23 protein-coding genes, 1 tRNA gene and 3 pseudogenes are annotated in these 23,947 nt (G+C 60.5%); 11 read left to right on the top strand and 16 right to left on the bottom strand.

The genetic code is table 11. The annotated features are described in order from the left end of the window. Positions 1 to 3: 3 nt before the first annotated feature. The 6 genes from ACLH0J_RS19850 to deoR form a co-directional block, all read right to left on the bottom strand. The gene (locus ACLH0J_RS19850; RefSeq protein ID WP_411388649.1) at positions 4 to 1,491 is read right to left on the bottom strand and encodes a sugar ABC transporter ATP-binding protein; all 1,488 of its coding nucleotides are present in this window, start codon (positions 1,489 to 1,491) and stop codon (positions 4 to 6) included. Continuing rightward, positions 1,484 to 2,458: a sugar-binding transcriptional regulator gene (locus ACLH0J_RS19855; protein WP_411388650.1), complete on the bottom strand. Its 975-nt coding sequence runs from the start codon at positions 2,456 to 2,458 to the stop codon at positions 1,484 to 1,486. The genes ACLH0J_RS19850 and ACLH0J_RS19855 overlap by 8 nt, the downstream gene beginning before the upstream one ends. Beyond that, a complete protein-coding gene (locus ACLH0J_RS19860) occupies positions 2,455 to 3,975 on the bottom strand; it encodes an FGGY-family carbohydrate kinase (protein ID WP_411388651.1) in 1,521 nt (506 codons plus the stop codon). The genes ACLH0J_RS19855 and ACLH0J_RS19860 overlap by 4 nt, the downstream gene beginning before the upstream one ends. Before the next feature lie 99 nt (positions 3,976 to 4,074). After that, a complete protein-coding gene (locus ACLH0J_RS19865) occupies positions 4,075 to 5,091 on the bottom strand; it encodes a galactitol-1-phosphate 5-dehydrogenase (protein WP_411388652.1) in 1,017 nt (338 codons plus the stop codon). Positions 5,092 to 5,133: 42 nt separating this feature from the next. Beyond that, positions 5,134 to 6,108 (bottom strand): substrate-binding domain-containing protein, encoded by a 975-nt coding sequence (locus tag ACLH0J_RS19870; protein ID WP_411388653.1) that lies wholly within the window; start codon positions 6,106 to 6,108, stop codon positions 5,134 to 5,136. 153 nt (positions 6,109 to 6,261) lie between these two features. Beyond that, positions 6,262 to 7,020, bottom strand: a complete 759-nt coding sequence (gene deoR, locus ACLH0J_RS19875) for a DNA-binding transcriptional repressor DeoR (RefSeq protein ID WP_411388654.1) — start codon at positions 7,018 to 7,020, stop codon at positions 6,262 to 6,264. A gap of 145 nt (positions 7,021 to 7,165) precedes the next feature. Here deoR and deoC point away from each other — a divergent pair, with 145 nt between their 5' ends. From deoC to ACLH0J_RS19900, 5 genes and pseudogenes are all read left to right on the top strand, one after another. Next, positions 7,166 to 7,846, top strand: a complete 681-nt coding sequence (deoC, locus tag ACLH0J_RS19880; protein WP_411388655.1) for a deoxyribose-phosphate aldolase — start codon at positions 7,166 to 7,168, stop codon at positions 7,844 to 7,846. 210 nt (positions 7,847 to 8,056) lie between these two features. Next, positions 8,057 to 8,143, top strand: a tRNA-Leu gene (locus tag ACLH0J_RS19885). Between the two features lie 148 nt (positions 8,144 to 8,291). After that, a pseudogene (locus tag ACLH0J_RS19890) lies at positions 8,292 to 8,529 on the top strand (hypothetical protein); the annotation flags it as partial. A 7-nt stretch (positions 8,530 to 8,536) separates the two neighbouring features. Further along, on the top strand, positions 8,537 to 8,917 hold the full coding sequence (locus ACLH0J_RS19895) for a hypothetical protein (protein WP_411388656.1): 381 nt from the start codon (positions 8,537 to 8,539) through the stop codon (positions 8,915 to 8,917). A gap of 218 nt (positions 8,918 to 9,135) precedes the next feature. Next, positions 9,136 to 9,447: pseudogene (locus ACLH0J_RS19900) on the top strand (hypothetical protein). 23 nt (positions 9,448 to 9,470) lie between these two features. Here ACLH0J_RS19900 and ACLH0J_RS19905 read toward each other — a convergent pair. Further along, entirely contained in the window at positions 9,471 to 9,650 is a 180-nt protein-coding gene (locus ACLH0J_RS19905) for a hypothetical protein (RefSeq protein ID WP_411388657.1), read from the bottom strand. A 96-nt stretch (positions 9,651 to 9,746) separates the two neighbouring features. Then, the gene (locus ACLH0J_RS19910; RefSeq protein ID WP_411388658.1) at positions 9,747 to 9,977 is read right to left on the bottom strand and encodes a hypothetical protein; all 231 of its coding nucleotides are present in this window, start codon (positions 9,975 to 9,977) and stop codon (positions 9,747 to 9,749) included. Positions 9,978 to 10,029: 52 nt separating this feature from the next. On the opposite strand from ACLH0J_RS19910, the pseudogene ACLH0J_RS19915 reads away from it, so the two are divergent. Continuing rightward, positions 10,030 to 10,335: pseudogene (locus ACLH0J_RS19915) on the top strand (DNA cytosine methyltransferase); the annotation flags it as partial. Positions 10,336 to 10,618: 283 nt separating this feature from the next. Here ACLH0J_RS19915 and ACLH0J_RS19920 read toward each other — a convergent pair. Next, a complete protein-coding gene (locus tag ACLH0J_RS19920; protein WP_411392864.1) occupies positions 10,619 to 10,936 on the bottom strand; it encodes a hypothetical protein in 318 nt (105 codons plus the stop codon). 467 nt (positions 10,937 to 11,403) lie between these two features. Between ACLH0J_RS19920 and ACLH0J_RS19925 the strand changes: the two genes are divergently transcribed. From ACLH0J_RS19925 to ACLH0J_RS19935, 3 genes are all read left to right on the top strand, one after another. Continuing rightward, complete coding sequence (locus tag ACLH0J_RS19925; protein ID WP_411388659.1) at positions 11,404 to 11,736, top strand: hypothetical protein; 333 nt, start codon at positions 11,404 to 11,406, stop codon at positions 11,734 to 11,736. A 1,377-nt stretch (positions 11,737 to 13,113) separates the two neighbouring features. Then, complete coding sequence (locus tag ACLH0J_RS19930) at positions 13,114 to 13,563, top strand: thiol-disulfide oxidoreductase DCC family protein (protein WP_411388660.1); 450 nt, start codon at positions 13,114 to 13,116, stop codon at positions 13,561 to 13,563. A gap of 93 nt (positions 13,564 to 13,656) precedes the next feature. Beyond that, positions 13,657 to 14,262, top strand: a complete 606-nt coding sequence (locus ACLH0J_RS19935) for a cysteine hydrolase family protein (protein WP_411388661.1) — start codon at positions 13,657 to 13,659, stop codon at positions 14,260 to 14,262. Between the two features lie 46 nt (positions 14,263 to 14,308). Here ACLH0J_RS19935 and ACLH0J_RS19940 read toward each other — a convergent pair whose 3' ends face one another. The 6 genes from ACLH0J_RS19940 to pstS all read right to left on the bottom strand — a co-directional run bounded on the left by ACLH0J_RS19940 (position 14,309) and on the right by pstS (position 19,503). Then, positions 14,309 to 14,932 carry a hypothetical protein gene (locus ACLH0J_RS19940; protein ID WP_411388662.1) on the bottom strand — a complete coding sequence of 208 codons (624 nt, stop codon included), beginning with the start codon at positions 14,930 to 14,932 and terminating at the stop codon, positions 14,309 to 14,311. Further along, entirely contained in the window at positions 14,932 to 15,630 is a 699-nt protein-coding gene (locus tag ACLH0J_RS19945) for a hypothetical protein (RefSeq protein WP_411388663.1), read from the bottom strand. The genes ACLH0J_RS19940 and ACLH0J_RS19945 overlap by 1 nt, the downstream gene beginning before the upstream one ends. A 52-nt stretch (positions 15,631 to 15,682) precedes the next feature. Then, complete coding sequence (gene pstB, locus ACLH0J_RS19950) at positions 15,683 to 16,444, bottom strand: phosphate ABC transporter ATP-binding protein PstB (protein ID WP_010562760.1); 762 nt, start codon at positions 16,442 to 16,444, stop codon at positions 15,683 to 15,685. A 76-nt stretch (positions 16,445 to 16,520) separates the two neighbouring features. Further along, complete coding sequence (pstA, locus tag ACLH0J_RS19955; RefSeq protein WP_411388664.1) at positions 16,521 to 17,435, bottom strand: phosphate ABC transporter permease PstA; 915 nt, start codon at positions 17,433 to 17,435, stop codon at positions 16,521 to 16,523. Then, positions 17,435 to 18,400 (bottom strand): phosphate ABC transporter permease subunit PstC, encoded by a 966-nt coding sequence (gene pstC, locus ACLH0J_RS19960; protein WP_411388665.1) that lies wholly within the window; start codon positions 18,398 to 18,400, stop codon positions 17,435 to 17,437. The genes pstA and pstC overlap by 1 nt, the downstream gene beginning before the upstream one ends. A 74-nt stretch (positions 18,401 to 18,474) precedes the next feature. Then, the gene (gene pstS, locus ACLH0J_RS19965; protein WP_411388666.1) at positions 18,475 to 19,503 is read right to left on the bottom strand and encodes a phosphate ABC transporter substrate-binding protein PstS; all 1,029 of its coding nucleotides are present in this window, start codon (positions 19,501 to 19,503) and stop codon (positions 18,475 to 18,477) included. 275 nt (positions 19,504 to 19,778) lie between these two features. Here pstS and baeS point away from each other — a divergent pair, with 275 nt between their 5' ends. Continuing rightward, the gene (gene baeS, locus ACLH0J_RS19970) at positions 19,779 to 21,164 is read left to right on the top strand and encodes a sensor histidine kinase efflux regulator BaeS (RefSeq protein WP_411392865.1); all 1,386 of its coding nucleotides are present in this window, start codon (positions 19,779 to 19,781) and stop codon (positions 21,162 to 21,164) included. Between the two features lie 3 nt (positions 21,165 to 21,167). Next, positions 21,168 to 21,860, top strand: coding sequence for a response regulator (locus ACLH0J_RS19975; RefSeq protein WP_411388667.1), 693 nt, complete (start codon positions 21,168 to 21,170; stop codon positions 21,858 to 21,860). Here the strand turns inward: ACLH0J_RS19975 and treS are convergent. Then, positions 21,846 to 23,912, bottom strand: coding sequence for a maltose alpha-D-glucosyltransferase (treS, locus tag ACLH0J_RS19980; protein WP_411388668.1), 2,067 nt, complete (start codon positions 23,910 to 23,912; stop codon positions 21,846 to 21,848). The two genes, ACLH0J_RS19975 and treS, sit on opposite strands and share 15 nt — an antisense overlap. Between the last annotated feature and the right edge of the window lie 35 nt (positions 23,913 to 23,947).

A 23,947-nucleotide genomic window follows, 5' to 3' on the forward strand; every position in this document is an offset into this window, starting at 1 on the left:
GTTCTACACTCTTCGTCCAATAAGGATGGCCTGGTCGATCTGGTCGCGACTGGCACTCAACGGGTCGAAACACACCGCGTTGCGCCCCTCGTGCATGACCCAGATGCGGTCACAATTGACGTACAACTCATCCAGTTCACTGCTGGCCACCAGCACCGCCGCGCCTTCCTGCGCCAGACTGCGAGCCAGGGCGTACAGGTCGGCCTTGGCGCCCACGTCCAGGCCACGGCTTGGCTCATCGAGCAGCAACAGACGTGCGCCGTCGATCACCCATTTGGCCATGACCACCTTTTGCTGATTGCCGCCAGAGAGCTGGCGCACCGGTTGCTCGAGGTTATCGAGCTTGGTGTGCAGGCGTTGCAACACCGGACCCGCACGGTCCTTGGCCTGGCGATGGGAAAACCAGCGCAGGTGCCGCGCATGCACCAGGCACGCGTTGCGGTAGATCGACGCGTCCAGCAGCAGGCCTTCGGTCTTGCGGTTTTCCGGGACCAGGCCGACGCCCTGGCGAATCGCCTGGCGGGACGTCAGCGGGCGGTAAGGTTCGCCGAACAGCTCGACATCGCTGTCATTGCGCCCCACACCGAACAAGGCCTTGAGCAAGGTGCTGCGCCCGGCGCCGTTGAGCCCCGCCAGGCCGACGATTTCCCCCTGGCGCACCTGCAACTCGCGCACATCCAGGCCTTGGGCGCCCTGCAGGCGACGTATGTTCAGGGCCAACGCCTCACGTGGCGCCTGGCGCGGGCTGCGCTCGAGCAAATCGCGATGCTCGCCGACCACCGCCGCGACCAGCGCCTGGTCGTCGATCTGTGCCAGTTCATGGGTCTGCAAGGTGCGCCCGGCGCGCAACACCGTGACCCGGTCACCGATCTCGCGGATCTCGTTCAACCGATGGCTCACGTACAGCACGGCGACACCGGCGGCGGTGATCTCGCGAATCACCTGGAACACCTGCTTGAGTTCGGTCTCATTCAGCGCGGCGGAGGGTTCGTCCATCACCACCACCTTGGCTTCGCAGGTCAGCGCCCGTGCGATTGCCGCCAATTGCTGGTTGGCAATCGACAGGCTGCCCACGCGATCGGTACTGGCGAACCCCGCCCCCACCCGCAACAACGCGGCCTTGGCCAACGCACTGCGCTTGCGGCGGTCGATCATGCCGAAGCGGCGTGGCGCGTAACCGAGCATCAGGTTTTCTTCGACGGTCATCTGCGGGATCAGGTCCAGCTCCTGATAGATCATCGCGATCCCGGCCTGGCGCGCCTGTTGCGGATTCTTCAGCTCGACCTTTTCACCGCCGATGAACATCGCGCCGCCATCCGGGCGGTGGGCGCCGGCGACGATTTTCAACAGGGTGCTCTTGCCCGCGCCATTGGCGCCGAGCAGGCAGTGCACTTCACCGGGACGCACATCGAGGGAGGCGTCGGTGAGGGCAATCACATTCGGCGGAAACCGTTTGCTGACATGCTGAATTTCCAGCGCCCATTCATTCATGATCCTGCTCCAGCAAATAGCGGGCGGTGTTGGCATCGGTCGCCAGCACGTTGACGTAACCGGCCTTGACGCTGGCGTGCACGATGCGGTGCTTGTGGGCACCGACGCACACCGCGATCGACCAGGCCTTGTCACGCAGGGCGGACAAACGCAGGCCCAGGGTGCGCGCATCCAGTTCGGGCAACACCGGTTCGCCGTCCATGCCGATAAAGCGGCCCATGATGTCGCCCACCGCGCCGAGCCGTTCCAGCTCCAGCAGCAACGGACGGTCGATATAGCCGGACTCCATCAGCACCGAATGGTCGGACAGCTCCCCCAGACTGAAACAGGCGACCGGCGCTTGCTCGCCCAGGCGCATGACCTGGGCGATGACCGGGTCCTGCTCCAGTGCCTCGCGGGTATGGACGTGGCCGAGGATCGCCGGCACCGGCAGCAACGTGGCCTGGCCGCGTGCCGCCTGGGCGAAACGCTCGGCGACGTTATGGCTGGGCTCACCCATCGAGCGGGTGTTGATCGCCCCGTTGAGCAGCACCACATTGACCCCTTCGTTCCAGCGCGGCACCAGCCACTGGGCCATCTTGGTCAGGGTCCGTCCCCACGACACACCGATCAGCGCGGGCATCGGTTGCAGGTTGCACAGGTAATGCGCGGCAGCCTGGGTGACCACGTTCAGTGCGTCATCGTCCTCGACCTCCAGCACCAGGGCTTCGCGCAGGCCGAAGCGCTTTTGCAGCGCCACTTCCAGCGCCGGCACGCGCGCCGAATGGGCAACGATATCAATGCGCACCACCCCGCAGTCCCGGGCTTCGCGCAACAGGCGGCTGACTTGCCAGCGAGTCAGGCCGGTCTCCCTGGAGATTTCGCTCTGGGTCTTTTCCAGCTCGTAGTACAGCTTGGCAACCTGCACCATCAAGTCATCGCGCTGGGAATCTCCCACCAGCCTGGGTGACAGCGATTCGGCGCTCATGCTGCCGGCCTTACGCCGAGCACACGGTTCGCCGGCGGTTTGCAAATGATGGGGGCGACGCTGTCGGTGGCGGCGCGGTAACGCCCGAGCAATTCGATGTATTGCGCATGGGCATAAGGGTCGGGCTCGATCAGGCGGCCCACGGTGGTGAACGCCGTAGCGGCCTGCTGCAAGTCGCTGAACTCACCCAACGCGCAGGCGGCGGCTGCGGCGGAACCGATCAGGGTGAGGTTGTCGTGGGGCATCATTTCAAACGGCACGCCGGTGGCGTCGACCGTGGCCTGCAACCACAGCGGGTTTTTCTGGAAACCGCCGGCGGCGACCACGCGGGTGATCTCGATGCCTTCGGAGCGCCAGGTGTGGAAGATATTCGCCGAGCCCAGGGCGATGGCCTCTACCGACGCGCGGTACAGATCGTGGCGATCGTGATTGAGCGACAGGCCCATGATCGCCCCGCGCATGTCCGGCGAGCGGTACGGGGTGCGGTTGCCCATCCAGTAGTCGAGCACCAGCAAACCGGTGGAGCCCGGTTGCAGCGCGGCGGCCTGGCGAATCAACTGTTGGTGGCCGACATCGTCCAGGCCGAACATCTTTTGCGCCAGCCAGTTGAGGATCGAGCCGGCCGAGACTTGCCCGCCTTCCATCAGCCATTGGCCGTCGAGCAAGGCGCCGGGGTAAGGCCCCCAGATGCCGGGCACGTCGATACGCTTGGGGGTGTGCATCAGTTGCACCACCGAGGTGCCGCCGATAAACAGCAGTTCACCGGCGCCCGTGGTGCCGGCGCTGAGCATGGCCATATGGGCGTCGATGCCGCCTTGGGCGACCACTGTGTCGCGGCTCAGGCCCAGGTGACTGGCGGCGTCAGCGGTCAATGGGCCGATACGCCCGCCGACCTTGATCACTTCCGGCGGCAGTTTTTCCGCCAAATCCGGGACACCCAGCTCCGCGTACAACTCCACGGGGAAACGCTGCTGCACGGTGTCGTAGTTCCACTTGCAACTGGCATTGAGCTGAGAGGCGACCCAGCGTCCGGTCAGTTGGTAGTTGACCCAGTCCACCGCTTCGCAGATACGCGTCGCGCGCCGATACACCTCGGGCTCATGCTCGGCCAGCCACATGGCCTTGGGCACCAGCCATTCCACGGCATCGCCGCCCTGATTCATCATCGGATGGCTGACCAGTGCGGTGCGTGCCGACTCCACGGCGGCGCGGCAATCCATCCATAACAAGGCCGGAGCCAGGGGTTGGCCGTCGGCCTGGGCCGCCACCACGGTCGACGCGGTGGTCGCAACGCACACCGCCGCCACCTGCGGGTGCCCGGCCTGGGCCAACAATTGCCGGCAGGCCTTGCCCAGCGCCGTCCACCAGTCGCCGGGCGCCTGTTCGGCCCAGCCCAATTGCGGATATTGCGTGGCGTAGGGCGCCTCGGCCACCTGCACCAGTTTGTGGCTGTGCAGGTCATACAAACCGGCGCGCACCCCACCTGTTCCGAAATCCAGTCCCAACAACAAGGTCATCGGTAGTCCTCCTGCGTCTTATGCCGCCGACGCTTTTTGTTTTTGGCCCTGCAACGGTTCGCGTTGCAGGGCTGGGCAAATCACAGCCTAGGCCGCCGTTCAGGGGCGGAAAATGACCTTGGCGGCCACTTCACTGCGGTCCGCGTAACGCTTGAACATCGAAGGCAACTCATCGAGCGGCAAGTCATGGGTGATCATGAACTGCCACTGCAATTCGCCCGAGGCCAGCTTGTCGATGGAAGCGGTCCATTCATCACCGGGGAACGGCGCGGAGAATGAGTTCCAGGCGCCGTGCAAGGAGATTTCCTGGCGCAGAAAGTGCGAGAACGTCGCGGTGCTGATCGGCACTTCGCCGGTGGGAATACCGATAAACACCACGTGCCCGCCGGCCTTGGTCAACTGCACGGCTTGGTTGATGGAAGTGGGATGGCCGGCGGCTTCGATCACCAGTTGGCAGCGCGGCAACTCGGCGTCCGACGCGCCACTGAGCAACGTATGGGTGGCGCCGGCCTGGCGGGCCATGGCGAGTTTTTCTTCGGCGATGTCGATGGCGACGATGTCCTTGGCGCCCATGATGCGCAGCCACTGAATCACAAACAGCCCGATCGGCCCGCAGCCCACCACCGCCCCGCTCTGCCCGGCCTTGAAGTCGGCCTTCCAGATGGCGTGCAGGGCGATCGCCGCCGGGTCCACCAGGGACGCGGCAACCGGGTCCATACCGGCCGGCACTTTGATCAAGTTGCTCAAGGGCACGTTGACGAACTCGGCATACGCGCCGTCGCGGCGGCTGCCGAAGTAGTCGTACTGCTCGGAGCGCGAAGGGAAACCACGGGCGTATTGATCGCTGGTCACGTCCGGGATCATCGGCGGCACAGTCACCAACTCGCCGATGGCGTAGCCCTCGACGCCAGTGCCGATCGCTTCGATAAACCCGGCGAATTCATGCCCGCAGATCAGCGGCATCACATGGGCGCCCTTGCTCAGCATGCGCGGGATATCCGAGCCACACACGCCGCAGGCCGCGACGCGCACCAGCGCATGGCCGGCTTTGACTTCAGGTTTTGGAACATCTTCGACCCGGATATCACCCGGTTTGTACATGACGGCAGCTTTCACAGTGGATTCCCCTGTTGAGTAGGCAATTGAGCGGGCAGCGCTTCAGAGTGCGCCGGGACGGTATTCGCCAAAGGTGGCGTCGTGCTTGACCTCGGCCGCATTGGCCTGGGTGACGACTTGGGTGCCGGCATCGACAAAGGCCGGGATGGTCTTGCCGGTGGCCAGGCCGCGCGCGGCTTCAATCGCGACTTCGCCCAGGTAGCGCGGATCGTTGAGGGCGGTGGCCACGTACTGGTCACCGTTCTGGATGGCGTTGATCGCTTCGGATAAGCCATCGACACCGGCCACCAGCACGTTTTTCTTGCCACTTTCGTTGAGCACTTGCAGCGCGCCCATGGCCATGTCGTCGTTATGCGCGATCACTGCCTTGAGATCGGGGTGCGCCTGCAGCAAGTCCTGCATCGCCGTGACCGCATTGGCACGCATGTACTCGCTATAGGGGCCTTCGATGATCTTGAAATCGGTACCGGCCAACGCGGTGTGGAAGCCTTTGCGCCGCTCCTGCATTACGGTGCCGCCGGCGTCGCCCTGGATCTCGATGATCTTGCCGTTGACCACGCCCTTGTGCTTGAGCGCCGCCACCAGCGCCTTGCCGGACAGCTCGCCCATCTTGGCGTTGTTGCGGCCAATGGTGGCGGCGACTGGGGCATTGATGGCGCGGTCGACAGCAATCACCGGCACGTTGGCGCGCTTCGCCGCATCGAGGGAGGCGCCGACGGCGTCGGGGTTCGCGGCGTTGATGATGAGGATGTCGACCTTGCGGGTCAGCAGGTCCTGGATATCGTTGTTCTGTTTGCTGATATCGCCGTTGGCGTCGAGGAAGATCAGCTCGTCGCCATCTCGGGCGGCGGCGGCCTTGGCGCCATCGCGCAACTGCACATAGAACGGTGATTGGAGGGTGACCTGGCTGAAACCGATCTTCAGATCCTTGGCCTGGGCATTCAGCGCCAGTACCGAGGTCGCGACAGCCAGTGCGAGGGACAGCACACGAACGGGTTTACGGGCTATCTGTAGCATGGTGATTCCTATTTTTATTGTTGTCTGGATTGGGCGCGACCTTCTGGGAGGTCGTGCTCACAAATGTGAACCGCAATCACATTTGAAAAACTATGCCTTGTGCCGGAGGGTGTCAAGGCGATTTTGTTATAATCCAAACATTCGATAAAAAAGTTACATCACCAGCACGGCACCGCCCTTCTTGATGATCTGCTGCTGCGCCAGCGACAGGCCGTCATCGCTGATCACCCGTTGAAAATCCGCCAGCTCGGCGAAATGCGCCGCACGCACCTGCTCGAATTTGGTGTGGTCGGCCACCAGCACGCAGGTCTGCGCGCGCGCCATCACCCGGCGTTTCATGTCGACTTCGTTGAGGTTGTAACAGGTCACACCATGGGTCGCACTGACGCCGGCTGCCGAGATAAAGGCCCAGGCCACGCGGATACCGTCGATGATCCCGGCCTCGGCGCGGCTCTCGAACACCAGGTTGCGGCGGTCCAGCATGCCGCCACACAAAATCACCGTGCAGCGCGGCTTTTGCTGGAGTTTGAGCAGCACATTGAGGGAGTTGCACAGCGCGGTGAACTCCAGATCATCGGGCAAGGCGTCGATGATAAAAGGTGTGGTGGTGCCGCAATCGATGAAGATCGTGTCTCCCGGACGCACCAGGCTGGCGGCCAAAACGCCGATCCGGCGCTTCTCGGCGATGTTGCGTTGGTCTTCTTCGGCCACTTGGTAATCCGGCTCCGGGGCACCGCTGCGCGTCACATGCCCGCCTAACAGACGCAGGCCTTGGGCGTTATCCATGAGGTCACGGCGCACGGTCATTTCCGATACGCCCAGCAGCGCCGCCATGTCCCGCAGGTGCACCGCCGCCTCTCCCTGCAACGCTTTGTGCATGGCTTTGAATCGTGCGCTTTTCTTTGAATCCACCGCGTACTCACCCCTGATTGATGTGGCCGAATGATAACGAGGCTCACAAAACCCATTTACAATGTTATTTATTTAACATTTAATGCCTCCAACTTATCACAAACAGGCTTTCCTCAGCACCCACTTCCCCCACAGGACACTCGCCATGCCATCAGCTATTTCGTCCCTCGCCGCCTATATCGACCACACACTGCTGGCCGCCGACGCCTCCCAGGCAAGCATTCGCCAATTGTGCGAGGAAGCCCGGGCGTACGGATTCAAGTCGGTATGCGTCAACAGCGCCAACGTCCCGCTGGCGGTTGAATGCCTGGATGGCACGGCGTCCCTGGTGTGCGCCGTGGTCGGCTTTCCGCTGGGCGCCGGCCTCAGCCGAGCCAAAGCGTGTGAAGCGCAACTCGCCATCCAGGCTGGCGCGCGGGAAATCGACATGGTGCTGAATATCGGCTGGCTGAAGGATGGGCTGCTCGACCCGGTGCGCGACGATATCGCCCAAGTCCTCGAAGCCTGTGGCGATGTGCCCTTGAAGGTCATCCTGGAAACCGGTTTGCTCAATGACGAACAGAAGACCCAGGCCTGCGTGATCTGCCGGGAATTGAACGTTGCGTTCGTCAAGACCTCCACCGGCTTCGGCCCTGGCGGCGCCACACTGGCCGATGTGCGGCTGATGCGCGAAGTGGTCGGCCCGGTCATCGGCGTGAAGGCCTCGGGCGGCGTGAGGGACCTGGCGACCGCCCGGGCGATGATCGAAGCGGGCGCAACACGTTTGGGCAGCAGCTCAGGCATTGCGATTGTCAGCGGGGCCAGCGCGGTCGAAGGTGCTTATTAGGCCGGGCTTGTACCGGTATCGCGCCAGGGCTGTCGTTTATGAATCCTGGCACCGTGCTGCCGCCCTCCTCCGAGTCGCCTCTAAAACCCTGTGTAGATCACTGATCTACCGAGCTTTTTCGTTCGGTAACAGGCGCAAGAAAGCTGCCCTCCGACCTTGCGTCGAAGCGCTCGGGTCTATATATTCCCAACCCTGTTACACCGCGCTACCGCCCGAATGGCGAAACTGGTAGACGCATGGGACTTAAAATCCCCCGCCTGTAAGGGCGTCCCGGTTCGATTCCGGGTTCGGGCACCATAGATATCAAGGGCTTGCATGATTAACTTCGTGCAGGCCTTTATAGTTTGCGCTCCGCAATTTTACACACTGCTGCTCCGCCCTCCCTCCCCGGCGTCCTGCCGAACGAACACAACTCCCTCATTGACGGCTCACACGCCTGGCCTAGGGCGGTAAACGAGTGATCGTAGATCAACGAAGATGCAGTGCCAGACGAATTGACGCCTGTGAAATCAAGCATCACCCCGGACAAAAAGGCCGTTGCCGCCAAGCTCAAGGAAATCCGCGATCACAACGAGGCGGTGCGCAAGCGTATGGCCGCCGGAGAAGAGGCGGAACACTAACTTATCCCCGAACCGGACTGGGCGCACCTTGACCGCGGCGACAGTTCCATCCGCATCAAGTGAGGCCAGCATGATCAGCAACCACCTCAGCCTCGTCGAGCAGCAACGCCAACACGCCGACCCAATATCGGAACAGACTGCGCAGTTCCAGGCCTCGGGCGGCGCCATCGCCCAACTGCCAAGCCCACCACGCAACCCGCTGCCGCCGAAGCGTTCCGCGAAGATCGATCCCGAAACCATCCTCAAGCGCCGCAAGCCTCCGATCAGAAGAGCCGAGCGTAGGAGGCGCTATGAGCAAGCGCAAGCCGCACAACCTCAAGGCGCGCATTGCCCGCTCGTGCCGCTCGCTGTTGACCACCAACCACGTGGCGATGCAGGGGACGGCGGCGAGTACCGCAAGTCAGTTGAGATTGCGCCCCAGGCGCCAGTACCTGGCCGAGCATCTGACTGACGTTATCAAGACCGCCTACAAAGACCTGATTGCCTCAGGCTGGGATCGCCATTCCCGCCGATGTGTCTTTGACCGAAGAGCAAGCCGCCCACGTGTTCAACGCCGTCGGCGTGTGGCACCAGGTGAAGGTCGATTCATGCGCCGCATAGCCCGCTTCCAGCAACGCAAACGTCAAACCTGGCTCGCACTGCCAGCCAGCGGAATAGAAGAGGTAGGCCATGGCTGCAGCGCAGAAAGAACGATCGGCAAAGGCTGCGGCGAGACGAAAGACTCGCGGCGAGGAAGAATTGCGACTCCACACCATGGCCGGAACCCGCCAGGCTTTGGCTGACCTGATGGCCTGGCACGGCATCGAGGAACAGGGCGAGGCCATGACCTTGGTGATTCACCACCTGCACGGCCTCGGCCCGGCGGGATCAGCGTAGTTCCTCGCGCCGCCGCGACACGAAATAACCATCAGCGAAAACGTGTCGGTAAAGTTGCAACGCGCCTATGCCCACGAATCGCTGCGCATCTGCCACGACGAATAACCCACCCTACTCGCTGCATCCGGTTACTTGCGACCGCTCGCACCGAAGAAAGGAAGCACCAGCAAAAAGAGCCCCCCTGCAAAAATGCCAACACCAACGGTATGCATGAAACCTTCTGAGTTGGTGGCGATGATGGCCGCGCCAGCGATCACCCCGGCGCAGCCTACTATGCGTATGTTTTTGCTAGGCAACTTCAGTTCCATTGCAGCAATGCTCCCTATTAAGAATGCGTTTAGTTTATTGCAGCGACCTTCAAACAAGAATCTTTCTCGCTGAATCCGGTAACGGAGGGCGCCGCCCTAGCCAATATCTCGGTCTACCCAGTGCTTGGCGAGCCAGCTTGGAATCAACAGTGTTCGGGATGCATCAATTTTCTTGTTGGCATCTGGAAACTGAGCAACTTCAACGCCGAAGTAAACCATCCAGCTTCCATCGGCCTGCATTTCGAGAGCTGTTAAGTACGTCCCGACCTCTGCTTCGGTCAGGCCGCTTTGCTCTGCGATCAATTTTTTGGAAGGTTTTCCGTCCATTTCAGGCTCCTTGATCCGGCTCCATGCCGGTCACCCGTAATACCCCATATCGATGAACAGCGCCGGACGGCGAGGCTATCAACGCTTATCGCGAGCTTCGGGATTCCATGCACTGCAGAGAAACATGATCCCAGGAGCAATAAAGATCCCCCAGGCACACCACTACCCCGACGTGCCGAACCACGGCGACATGACCAAGTTGGCCGCCCTGGTGCTGGCCGGCAAGATCCCGGCGCCGGACGTGCTGGTCGGCGGCACCTCGTGCCAGGCCTTCTCGGTTGCCGGTATGCGCGAAGGCCAAACCGACCCGCGCGGCGCCCTCACCATCAAATACGTGGAGCTTGCAGATGCAGTTGACTAGGTTCGCGCCGGCCCCAATCTCCCTACATACCTGCCGGTAAACCGCGGGCGAGGTATTCCTATGTCCGTAGAAAAGAACGCATTCCGCGACGCCGCTATCGAAGCGATCTCGGATGCCCTATTTGAACCAACTCACCATGGACATCGACGAAGACACCTGCGGGTGGCTTGATCCAAGCTAACGTACCAGCGGTACGCACCATTGCCTTTAATGCTGAGGTTCGGACACTAACCTTCGCTCAACTGACCCAGCATTTGATTGCTGGGTCAGCAGGCTGAGTTTAAAGCAGCACAGTGGAAAGCATCCCCAAGGCTCCCAAGACGAACCCAATGAGTGCGCCTCGCCCCGGTGCTTCATGAAACAGTGACCAGACCACCACGGGTTCAAGAAGCAATAAAGAGGTGACTGAAACCACGGTGACGATCCAGATATCACCGACAGCAACGTACCCCAGCCAATACGCACCCAGCAGGCAAAGTCCTGCAAAACACATCAGCGCGACGGGAAGTACAAACCCTTCCCACGACCCACTCCCTGTTTGGGCGAGCTTGGCGGTGACCACCTCACTGTAGATTGCACAAAACTCACCGATCACCATCAACCCTAGAGCAGAAACTCCGAGTAGTTCTTTGGACATATCAAAAACTCCTTCGTATTCAGCGCAGTATTTTTCAGCTCCCAGCTAGCAATGTCTCTGCCCAAGAGCGTGTTGCAGTGATACGAAGCAGCTTTGAATAGGCCTGAATTACCGAAGTGCTTTTCCATGCTCATGTCCTTCAAAGGGTGTGAGTCTGAGCACCCGAATAAGATGCTCGTTCCGAGCATACGTCTCGTTGACCATTTTGAACAACTGCGCCAACGACAGCCTATCGTTAACTACCTGGCTCGCCTGCGGTCCGGCGACAACACTGTCTGCCGGGAAATTTCCGACATCCTGTACAAGGACAGGCAAGCAATGGCTCGCTCCTGCCTGTCATGAAAAAGAGGCGGTTGCCGTCGCCAACAGCAGCCCATCATGCTGGTAAACTCCGCGAGATTATTAATTACGCGTTTCTGAGAAATGATATGAATTCGACACTGACAGAAGAAGAAATGCGTCGCGCGCTGTTTGGCGAACCTGAGCTTGCTGCGCCAGCCGTTGCCGCCCCCGTGCGGGACATCGCTCCAGAGGTCGTGGTAGCGCCGCCGGTAAAAGCAGCGAAAAAAGACAAAGTCTCAAAAGGCTTCACGCCCAGGCTGAGAGTCACGCTACGCGTGGGGAATGAATTTGAAGGCACGATGCACGAGATCGTGCATGAGGCCGACACCCTGAGTTCCCTAGTTGCGGAGCAAGAAGCAACCAAGGCAGCGAGAAAGAAATTCCGGTTTGTAGAAGTGGTATCGGTCAAAACGATGTAAGTAAAGCCCATTGAACAGGGCAACGACTCAGAAAGGGATGCCCGCGATGTTTGTAATGAGCGTCGCCAATAGTGGATTCCGCACTCGGGCACTAACGATATCAGCGGTTTGCCGGGGAAACCTGATACAAACCGTTATCGTTTCTGCATCGGAGTTCTGCCGATTATAGCCCCCTCTATATACGCCTGCACATCCTGATGGACTGTTCTGCTGATGAGCCGAGCGTAGAAACCGTCCCCATATAAAATCCATAAAACTCACTCGACAATTCTCACAAAACCATCACAATTTTTTCACATCCCCCATTAGCGCTAAAACGCCAAACCAAACTTAAGACTGCGAAATTCTCTCAATTATTTTTATTAGCGCGGCTTTTAACTAAAAGACCTGAACATTAAAAAGGCATGTCGATAGTATTAACTCAACCTATCGTTTCTCAAGGGGATAAACATGACATCTGCAATCTCTGGCTCCACACACGTCACAGCACCTCAACCTACAGCAATCAGGCCTCAAGTCCGCCCAACCGTACAGGCAGACAGTGACGGCGATCATGACGGCAGTACACCAGGCGAAGTCGAACAGCCCAAAGCGACTTCTGGATCGGTAGGCACGCGAATCAACACAACGGCTTAACGACCAGTAGGTCCAGGGCGGGGAGCAGGTCTTCTCCCTGCCTTTGAAGATTTCCATTTAGGCCCGTACGCGGGCCATTTTTTTTACCTCTATTGCGCGCTTCACACCTTCAAATGGATGAGTGGATTGCCAACGGCTCTATCCTGAGCCGGTAGGAGTCTCTCAGCGTAATACCCGCCAAAAAAACTGAGTTCACTGGTCCCTACCTGAAATCAAGCCATACCTAAACAGCTATCAACCACGTGACCGTCATGCAGTGGCTTAAGTTGATTTTCTCCACACCGGCTAAATTCCGCAACTTCGTCAGAGTTGATAAAAACGGCGTTTGCTTAGAGCACATTCGATGCAAACAATCGCCTGGCAATTCGTGGGTGGAAGTGGATGAGTTCTGCTTGAATTGGCTTGGAAAGCCCTTACCGGGTCATGCGTGTAAAACGAGTCTCGTGGGAACCGTTCTGCTATCAAAACGGCTACCCGAAGGGCCTGACTATTAGAAGCCCCACAAACAGCCCCCAACAAACAATCAACAGTACCGTAAATGCAGTCCATCTCTGTCCCATGATAAAAATCCTTTTTTTAATCCCGCTACTGTCACGTAAACCAAAAACGAACTGTGGAACAATTCCTGCTGCTCGTCTGAAATGTCACCAGCCTAGCGCACGAAATCGGAAAACCCTCCCCCATTGTCAGCCCGTTTTTTTCAGCCTATCGTGCAACACACCCTATACACGCGGCGCTCAAATGCACAAGAAAATACACTGGCCACTCACGCTGTACTTCGACGGTGACTGTCCTCTCTGCGCGCGCGAAGTCAATATTCTGAGCCGACATGCCCCGCTCACCCGTCTGGTGCTGGTTGATATCAGCCGCGATGAATTTGATGCCCGAGCACTGGGTTTCAGTCTCGAGCAAATGCAAGACTCATTGCACGCCCGCTTCGACGATGGCCGTTGGGTGACAGGCCTGGACGCCACACTGTGGAGCTGGCGCGCAGCCGGGCTGGGCAAGTGGGCCGCGCCATTGGCCTGGCGACCGATCAGGCCGTTGTTCACCTTAGGTTATCGCCTGTTCTGCCGCATGCGCCCCCATCTGGGATGGTTGCCTCACCCGGATGGCAGCCGTCGCTGTCGCAGCGAGCGCTGTGCGCTACCGGAGACCTCGAAAACCAAGCCACCGATTGCCAGGCGCTGATATTTTCCGGGCAGGCTCAGTGCCCCTATGTCGGTGATGAGGGTTATGCTGGGACGATGCAATCGTGATCACCCCACTGACCGGAGATGCAACATGAACCCCCTCACCACCGCCATTGTCCTGATCGAATACCAGAACGATTTCACCACCCCCGGCGGCGTGTTCCACGACGCTGTCAAAGATGTCATGCACGCGTCCGATATGCTGGCCAACACCGCCACCACGGTGCAACAGGCGCGCCGGCTCGGCGTGAAGATCATTCATTTACCGATCCAGTTCGCCGAGGGTTACCCGGAGTTGACGAAACGCGACTATGGGATTCTCAAAGGCGTGTCAGATGGCAGCGCCTTCCGCGCAGGCAGTTGGGGCGCCCAGATCAGCGATGCGATCACGCAAGAGGCCGGCGATATTCTCGTTGAGGGCAAGCGCGGGCTGGATGGTTTCGCCACCACGGGCCTGGACCTTGTGCTGCGCAACAACGGCATCCAGAACCTGGTGGTGACGGGGTTTCTCACCAACTGCTGTGTCGAAGGCACGGTTCGATCGGGTTATGAGAAGGGCTATAACGTGGTGACCTTGACCGATTGCACGGCCACCTTCACCGATGAACAACAACACGCCGCCGAAAACTTCACGCTGCCGATGTTCTCGACAACGCTGCAGCACGGCGAATTTCTTCGCGGGTTAGACGCCCAGTGACATAAGCCCCCAGGGTGCGACCGAGCCATCAGCCGCGCCCTGGGTTTTATCCATTGAGCGGGATGCCCGGATAGCTGGGCACGGGCATCTTGTGCCGTTGGGGTTGCTGCCGAGCCAACTGCGCCTGGACATGCGCGACGGCATCCAAGACACGTTGCGCCCATTGCTCATCATCCGGACGCACGACCACCACACGAAAACCGTGGTGGTGGCCTTCGATCTGCACGCCCTCGGAATCATCGACATGCAAGTCGATATCGAACGCTGGCGGGAATTTCGACGGTGTGTTCGTCAACCCGCGCGCCGTGAGCGCATGCTTGTGGCGAACGCTGTTGACCACGCCGTCGACGCGAATGCCGTACAGCATCAGCCAGCGCCGGATGTAGGACGGTGTGCGACCGGACGAGGTGTAGACCCACACACTGCATCCCTGGCGGCGCAGCTCGCGGGCCAGGGAGCGGGTGCCACTGCGCAGCGGCTCGCCCAGCCAGCGATGAACGAACGCGGGCAACCTGCTGTGCTCGGTGGCGCAATGGTGCAGTTGGCACGCGAGGGTGTCGTCGATATCGAACGAGATGCGGATACGCTGAGGCCTCATCACGGACCTCATGGATCGCCAGGCGCGAGCGCTGGTCATCCGGCATTTGTCGAGCATGGAGTACCTTCCCATCAATGGCCCCCCTGATAGACGGGCAACGGCGTGTCGCTCAGGAAAAATTCCGTGGGGTCTGGGGCCTTATCTTCCAGGAATGCTGCATATTTTTTCTTGATCTTGGGCAATTCGTAGAGCGCCTTGACGCCATGTTTGGCGGAATTTCGAATGACCGAGGATGGGTTGAAATAGCCCTCGGCGTTGTCCAGCGTCAGCACGAACGGCGGCAGCCCTGCGCGCATCAGCAAGTAGCTGACGATCAGCGATCCGCTGCGGTTATTGCCTTCGATGAACAATTGCGGCTTGCTGAGAATACGCACATAGACGCCGGCCGCACGTTTCCAGATCGACTCACTGCGATACGCGCAGTACCAGTTGTACAAATCCTTGATGCCACCTTCCACGTTGTTGAAGAAGTGCTCCTCGGTGGCGGCAAGGTGCTGCGCGAACTCTTGCCGACGGGCCGGGTCGCGGCCGCACAGTACGGTGGCGTTGATCTCAAGCATCAGGTTCAGTTGCTGAAGGTCGAACAGGTCGACGCCACGCGCAACGTAGTCGTCGATCAACGCGTAGCCTTCGACCACGTTCTGCAACACTTCGTCGGTCAGCGGATCGCGCGGCTCGGTGAAGTGCTGGCTGAGTTCGCCAAAGCGGACCTGCACCTTACGCAGTGCGCGTTCAATCGCGGGCAAATCAAGACGACGCGTTGCAGACATTGGCATTCCTGAAAACATTAAAAGAGAAGATGAAACCACTGGCGGCGCTCGGTCAGCTGAACTTGCCGCTGATGTAATCCCCTGTCATTTGTTCGCGAGGGTTATCGAAGATCTGCGTGGTTGGGCCCATCTCGACCAGATACCCCGTACGGGTGCCCTGGGAAATATCCACCGAGAAAAACGCCGTGGTATCCGCCACGCGGATGGCCTGCTGCATGTTATGCGTCACCAGTGCGATGGTGTAGTCCTTCTTCAGCTCGACCATCAACTCCTCGACTCGGCGAGTAGCGATCGGGTCGAGTGCCGAACAAGGTTCATCCAGCAACAGCACCTCCGGCTCAGTGGCAATGGCGCGCGCGATACACAGCCGTTGCTGCTGGCCACCGGACAGCGACAAACCGCTGACCTTGAGCTTGTCCTTGACCTCATCCCACAGCGCCGCGCCTTGCAGGGCGTGCTTGACGCGGTCGCCCAGGTCGCCCTTGTAGCGATTGAGGCGCAGGCCGAAGGCGACGTTGTCGAAGATGCTCATCGAGAACGGGTTCGGCTGCTGAAACACCATACCGATATAGCGGCGCACAACCACAGGATCGACACCTTTGCCATACACGTCCTGCCCGAGAAAATGCACGTGGCCCTCGAAGCGGAAACCTTTGACCAGGTCGTTCATCCGGTTGAGGCTACGCAGCACCGTACTTTTGCCGCAGCCCGAGGGACCGATAAAGCCAGTGATCTTGTTTTTCTCGATCGGCACATGACTGTCACGCACGGCCATGAAGTTGCCGTAGAAAATCTTGTCCAGTTTGCAGTCCATGACCACAGGTGCCTGGGTGACAAACGGAGCGGCGATTCGCGCAGTGGATACGTTCAAAATTCAGATGCTCCCGTTCTCAATACTTGGGTTTGCCGAAAATACGGCTGACGATGTTCACGACCAGCACAATCATCACCAGCACCAACGAGGCCGCCCAGGCGAGCTCCAGTTGGTTGTCGAACGGCATGCCGGAAAAGTTGTAAATCAGGACGGCCAGCGATGCGGTCGGATTCATCACCGCCAGGCTGCCGTCGTGGTAGATCCAGTAGTTGCTGAACAGCGCGGTGAACAACAACGGCGCGGTTTCGCCCGCCGCGCGCGCCACGGCCAGCATGACGCCGGTGAGGATCGCCGGCATGCCGGTGGGCAGGACGATTTTCCAGATGACTTGCGAGCGCGTGCAGCCCATGCCGTAGGCAGCATCTTTCATGATCTTGGGCACCATGCGCATCGACTCTTCCGCCGTCAGTACGACGATCGGCAGCATCAGTACGGCCAGCGCGACGCCACCCGCCGGTGCCGAGTAGGTGCCCGTGGTCATCACCACCAGGGCGTAGGCAAACACACCGGCCAGAATGGAGGGCAGCCCGGTGAGCATCTTGGCGGCAAAGCGTGCGGAGTTAGCCAGCTTGCTGTCCGGGCCCAGTTCGGCCAAGAAGATCGCCGCCATGATGCCGACCGGCACCGCAATGGCCGCCGCAATACCGACCATGACGAAGGTGCCGGCCATCGCGTTACCGAAACCGCCGCCGGTCTCGAAACCGGTGGGTGGCAGTTCGGTGAAGATCTCCAGGCTCAGGCGCGCGCCGCCGCGGGTGATCAGCATGTACAGCACGGAAATCAGCGGCACGCTGGCCAACAGCGCACCGGCCCAGACCAGGGTGGTCAACACCAGGCTGCGCAGGGCGCGGCCTTCGAACCGGCGCTGCAAGCTGGGCATGGCGCCAGCCGGCACGGTCAAGCGGCCTGCAGGAGAAGTGAGGTCAGTCATTATTTGGTCCCCCGTTGGGCGTAGAGCATGATCATCGAGCCGAGGATATTCACCAGCAGCGTGATGAACATCAGCACCAGTGCGGCGTACATCAACACCTCGATCTCATTGGGGCCGGCTTCGGGGAAGTTCAGCGCCAACAAGGCCGCCAGGGTGTTGGCCGGTGCGAACAGCGACAGGGATATGTTGTTGGCGTTACCCACCAGCATCGCCAGGGCCATGGTTTCACCCAGCGCCCGGCCCAACCCCAGCACCAGTGAGCCGAAGATACCGGTGGCAGCGGACGGCACCATCACCTTGAGAATCGCTTCCCAGTGGGTGGTCCCCATGCCATAGGCGGCCTGCTTGGTTTTCATCGGTACGGCGGTCAGCGCGTCCTGGGAAACTGCGGCAATGGTCGGCAGGATCATGATCGCCAGTACCAACGCCGCCGGCAGCAGCCCCGGCCCACTCAAGGACGTGCTGAAAAACGGTATCCAGCCCAATTCGCTGTTCAACCACTCCGTCAGTGGTCGAATCGCCGGAATCACCACGTAGATGCCCCACAGGCCATACACCACGCTGGGGATGGCGGCGAGCAACTCGACGATGGTGCGAAACACGGCGGCCAATTTTGCTGGCAAGAAATCCTGTGTGAGAAAAATCGCCATGCTGACGCCGAAAAAACCTGCGATCAGCAACGCGATCAATGCACTGTAAAGCGTGCCCCAAATCGCCGGCAGAATGCCGTACTTGCCTTGGTTAACATCCCAGACACTGCCCAACAGCACGTCAAACCCGTGCTTTTCCATGCCTGGAAGCGCCTTGCGGCCTACCTCGAATACCAACGCAAAGACCAGCGCCAGAATCAGGATCACCCCTATTCGCGCAAGCGCACGGAAGGTGCGATCAACCAGGAAGTCTTTCGTGGACGGTGGTTGGCAGGCAGAGTCCGGATTAACCGGTACGACAAAAGGTGAGTTCATTGGCTAATTCCGGAACAAGGGAGAAACACTCTCGGCGTGGCTGGCAGCACACGCCGAAAGAGGCTTCGCGAGCCTTACTTGATGTTGGCGGAAGCTTTGCGAACCAGATCGACAACCGATGGCGGCAGCGGGATATAGCCCATCGAATCGGCGATTTTCTGCCCTTCGGTCAGGCTGTATTCGACCATTTCACGCATGGCTTTGGCCTTGGCCGGGTTGCCGTTGTCCTTGCGGAAGATCATCCAGGTGTAGGACGTGATCGGGTAGGACTTGGCACCGTCCGGATCCGGCAGCCAGGCCACCAGGCTTTCCGGCATCTTCACCGCAGCCAGTGCTTCGGCGCCGCTTTCTGCGTTCGGAACGACGTAATGGCCGGCCTTGTTCTGCAACTGGGCGAAGTCAACCTTGGCCAGTTTGGCGAAACCGTATTCGATGTAGCCGATCGCGCCCGGAGTCTGGCGAACGGTCGCGGTCACACCATCGTTTTTAGGCGATTTGATGAATTTGTCGCTGGCGGGCCAGTTAACGGTGTTGCCCTCACCCAACGCCTGCTTGAACTCAGGGTTGATCGCGGCCAAGTGCTTGGTGAATACCGCCGTGGTACCGCTGGAGTCGGCACGCACGACCACGGTGATCGGCGTATCGGACAGTTTCAGGCCTGGGTTGGCGGCGACGATCTGTGGGTCGTTCCACTTGGTGATCTTGCCCAGGAAGATATTGGAGTACACGTCGCGTGGCAGCTTCAGGCCCTTTGGATTGCCTGGCAGGTTATACGCCAGCACGATTTCGCCCGCGGTCATCGGCAGCAACTGCACGCCCTCGGCGACCTTGGCAATGTCTTCGTCTTTCATGGCCGAGTCGCTGGCGGCGAAGTCCACGGTTTTATTCAGGAAGTCCTGCACACCCGCGCCGCTGCCCTTGGATTGGTAGTCGACGGTGACGCCTTCGGTTTTCTTGCTGAAATCCTTGAACCAGGTCAGGTAGATCGGTGCCGGGAAACTGGCGCCGGAACCGGTCAGGCGGACGCTGTCGGCCGCGAATACCGAGCTGGCACAAAGAGAAACCGCAACGGCGAGTGCAGCAGACTTCATCAAGCTTTTCATTAAGGGAACTCCTTGTGTTTAAGGGCTCCCGAACTGTGCAGCAGGTTTGTTACGCTTTTATGAAAATTGGGTGGCACACGGAATTTTCCTACGCCTTTTTCTCCTTTTAGCGAAGAATTTGGTCGACATAGTTGCCTCTGCAAGACGGAGTGGCTTGAGCCATACGCCATGCTGCGAGGCAAATGTGCAGGAAAATTGAAGATTGCCCGCATCGCTTGAATCTTTCCCACGCCAGGGCCTAAATGGGCGCATTCCCTCCCGAGCAGCCCGAATCGATGAAGTTGAGTATCTCCACCAAGCTGTTTATCGCGGTGCTGGCCGGTGTGCTGCTGGTCATCCTGAGCATGGGCGTGGCCACCAGTTGGAGTTTCGGGCGTGGGTTTCTGGGCTACATCAATGAGCAGGCATTGGAGCGCATGGCGCCGGTGCTGCCGCGCCTGGCGAGCGCCTATGCCCGTGAGGGCAGTTGGGAATTCCTGCGCAATCAGCCGGACCGCTGGTTTGAGATGATGCGGCCCGAGCCCGGTGAAGATCCGCTGAGGAACGATTTGAGCACCCCGGGGGCCTCGGACTTGACTGGCGCTCTGTTTCGCATCGCCCTGCTCGACAAGCACAAGCAGCGCGTCACCGGCTATCCCGCCATCGGCAACGATGCGTTGCTGCGTCCCGTCGAGGTGGCCGGCGAAATCGTCGGTTGGCTGGCCGTTACCCCGTTCCAGAGCGTGACCGAAGCTGGTGGCGAACGCTTCGAGCAGTACCAGTTGCGCACCAGTCTGGTGATGGGCGTGTTCTCCCTGCTGCTGGCGATGCTGATCGCCTGGTGGATCGCCCGCGCCTTGCTGGAGCCGGTCAAGCGCGTCGCCGCCGCCACCCATCGACTGGCCAGCGGCGACTATGCCAGCCGCGTGGCCGTGGCCTCCAACGATGAAGTGGGCCAGTTGGCGCGGGACTTCAACCAACTGGCCTACACCCTGGAGCGCAATGAGAAGATGCGCCGCGAATTCATGGCCGATGTCTCCCACGAATTGCGCACGCCGCTGTCGGTGCTGCGTGGCGAGCTGGAAGCGATCGAGGACGGTGTGCGTACGCTGGACCAGGGCTCGATGAAATCGCTGCAAGGCGAAGTCGGCATGCTCAGCAAACTGGTGGAGGACCTCTATGAACTGTCCCTGGCGGATGTCGGCGCCCTGACCTACCGCAAGGGCCCCTGCATGCTCAATGACTTGTTGGGGCACACCGTGGGCATGTTCCAGGAGCGCCTGAACGCACGTCAATTGCGCGTCGAGCTGGAACTGCCCAGCACGCCGCTGGAACTGGTGGCAGATGCCAGCCGGTTGCAGCAGCTATTTTCCAACCTGCTGGAAAACGCCGTGCGCTATACCGACGCCAACGGTGTGATCCGCATCAATGCCACATTGGCGCGTGATGAGGTGCGCATCGACTTCATGGACTCGGGCCCCGGCGTATCCGCCCAACAGTTGCCACGTCTGTTCGAACGTTTCTACCGTGGCGAATCATCGCGCAACCGCGCCAGTGGCGGCGCCGGCCTGGGCCTGGCGATCTGTCACAGCATCGCCCTCGCCCATGGCGGCAGCCTCAGCGCCGACCATTCGCCCCTGGGCGGCCTGTGGCTGACCCTGCGCCTGCCCCGGAGCCTGTGAACCATGACCGATGCACGCCCGATCCTGATCGTCGAAGACGAACCCAAACTCGCCACCCTGATGCAGGACTACCTCAGCGCCGCCGGCCACACCAGCCTGTGCCTGGACAACGGCCTGCACGTGGTGCCCGCCGTGCGCGCCCACGACCCCAAGCTGATCCTGCTCGACCTGATGCTGCCCGGCCGCGATGGCATGCAGTTGTGCCAGGACCTGCGCGGGTTCAGCAGCGTACCGATCATCATGATCACCGCGCGCGTCGAGGAAGTGGACCGCCTGCTCGGCCTGGACCTGGGCGCCGACGACTACATCTGCAAGCCCTTCAGCCCGCGCGAAGTAGTGGCGCGGGTCAAGGCCATCCTGCGCCGCAGCCCGCAACTGCTCAGCACCACGGCGCCGCGCCTGCTGATCGACGACACGCAGTACCAGGCCTTTCTCGACGGCATCGCGCTGGACCTCACTCCCGTGGAACTGCGGCTGCTCAACACCTTCGCCCGCTCCGCCGGCCGCGTGTTCTCCCGCGACCAATTGCTGGACCAGATCTACGACGACCACCGCGTGGTCACCGACCGCACGGTGGACAGCCATATCCGCAACCTGCGCCGCAAGCTCGAACAGGCTTGCCCGGGAGAAACCCCTATCGAATCGCTGTATGGCGTGGGGTATCGGTTCCAGTTGGCCGACTCACGACATCGGTGAACTGCTGACCACCCGCAACGCCAGTCCCTCATAGGCATCCAGGGTGATGGTGAACGCGCCCTCTGCGGTGAGATCGCCTTCGACCCGCTCGTTGATGATGTCCACCACCATCCCCGCCGCAATGTCGGGCAGGTACAAGGTTTCGGTGATCGGCATGGCGCCGAAGTTCAGCGCGGTGATTTGCGTGCCTTTGCCGGCCGGCAATTCGTGAACCATGACCAGCAAGCCAGGGTTTTCCACTTCCGGCACCAGGATCTGGCGGCTGGCGGCGATGTCGTAGGCGCGTCGTACCGCGAGGATCTTCTGCAGTTGCGAGGCGAATGACTCGGGGTCCTGCAACTGGCTGTTCAAGCTGCCGTACAAGGTTCTCGAACGCGGCATCTGCCCGGCGGACCGTTCGGCCTGCGGGTTCAACTCCACCAGATCATAGGCGCCGCGATGAATCCAGCGGGTGTCGCCATCCTGCATCAAGTGCGCGACCTCCTGCGCGGCCAACGGCAACGCGCCGACCAGGTCCCAGCCCGACAAGGCAAACACCCCCGGCTGCATGGCGTTGTACATCACCAACAGCAGATGGATCTGGCGGATCTGCTCGATATCGGCCGAGGTGATCGCATCCAGGTCACGAATCCCCAGCGCCGCCGTGATAATGCTGGCGGTGGTGCAGGACACGCCATTGGTGACGAACTTGAGGTTATACGGCGCATGCTCGCCGGCCAGGCGCTCGTACATCTGCTCGCGGATGTGCTCGCGCAGGATATTGCCGGGGAAGGTCTGGCCCTGGTAGAGAAAGGTGTCGTGGGCGTGCAAGGTCCAGAAATGCACGAGTTCCAGGGTCAGCTCGTCGTGGTTCTGCAGGGCGTGGATCAACGAGCCGGGGTCGATGCCCTGGCGGTGCATTTCGCGCAGCATCAGGCGCAGGAATTCGGCATCGCCCATCAGCAGCGCGTGCTGGTAGGCCGGGCGCGTGATGAAGTCGTAAGACAGGTCGGCGCCGCCATGGGACATGGACGCAATGTCATCCACGGTGAGGTTCAACTCCTGGAAACTGAAGCCACCGGCCTTGCGAATCGCGCCGCCGAGCAACTGGTTGCCGGTGATCGACAACGGATGGCTTTCCGACCAGGCGGTGCCATCGAGCTTGCGTTCCACGCCGAGAAAACCATTGGCGTCCAGGCGCAGGATTTTCGCGCCCATCACATCAATGGCGTGCAAGGCATCGCCGATGATCATCTGTTGCGCGGCGAAGGTCGGGTCGAGCCAGTTCAGCGACGGCTGGCCTTCCTTGAAGTAATGCAGGTACACCCAGCGACGCGGCTTGCCATCCACGCCCATGACCACGTCGGTGGCGCTCCAGTCGGTTTCCTTCACGCCGGGCTCGAAGAAGATCACCCGCTGCAACTGGCCGACGATGTAGTGCTTGTCGCGCAGTGCATCGACCTGCAACGGGCTGAGGTTCTGCGCATCGCGCCCCTCGGCCACGGCGGGCAGCAGCGGCCAGTCTTCCTCGCGGATTTCCACCATGTGGTAAAGGCCGGGGTAGTCCTCGTAGGCCATCTCGGCCAGGCGAAAGTCCGCGCCCTTGCCGGTGTGGGACGGGATCACATCGTCGATGATCACCGCGTTGTGCGCCGCCGCCATGCGCGTCAACGCTTGCAACTGGGCCTCGGTGCCCAGTTGCGGGTCGATCTCGAAGCTGATGCGGTCAAAGTTGCCGTCGATGGTCGGCGTGTGCGTGGAGCCTGTGAGGCCACCGGATTTTTTCAGCGGGCCGTTATGGATGCCCTGGATGCCGATCTTCGACAACGCCTGCCATAGCGCTTCATCCCCCAGCGCCTCCAGCACGGTGCCGCCCTCGCGGGTCACGATCGAGGCTGGATAGGCGGTGAACCATACCGACGACAACGCCAATGCATCGCGGGGCCGGGTCTGCGCGTAAGGCTGCTGCCACAACCGCCCCTGGCCCGAATAGAGCTTGGCGCGCTGGCGTGCCGCGTGCAGCATCGATTGTCCTACCAGCCAGTTCACATGGTTGTTTTCAGCCGCCGTCATAAGCTCAGTCTCTGTCGTCGCGAAAGTTGCTAGTA

The sequence above is a fragment of the Pseudomonas sp. MPB23 genome (genome assembly GCF_046605395.1).
GTDB lineage: Bacteria > Pseudomonadota > Gammaproteobacteria > Pseudomonadales > Pseudomonadaceae > Aquipseudomonas.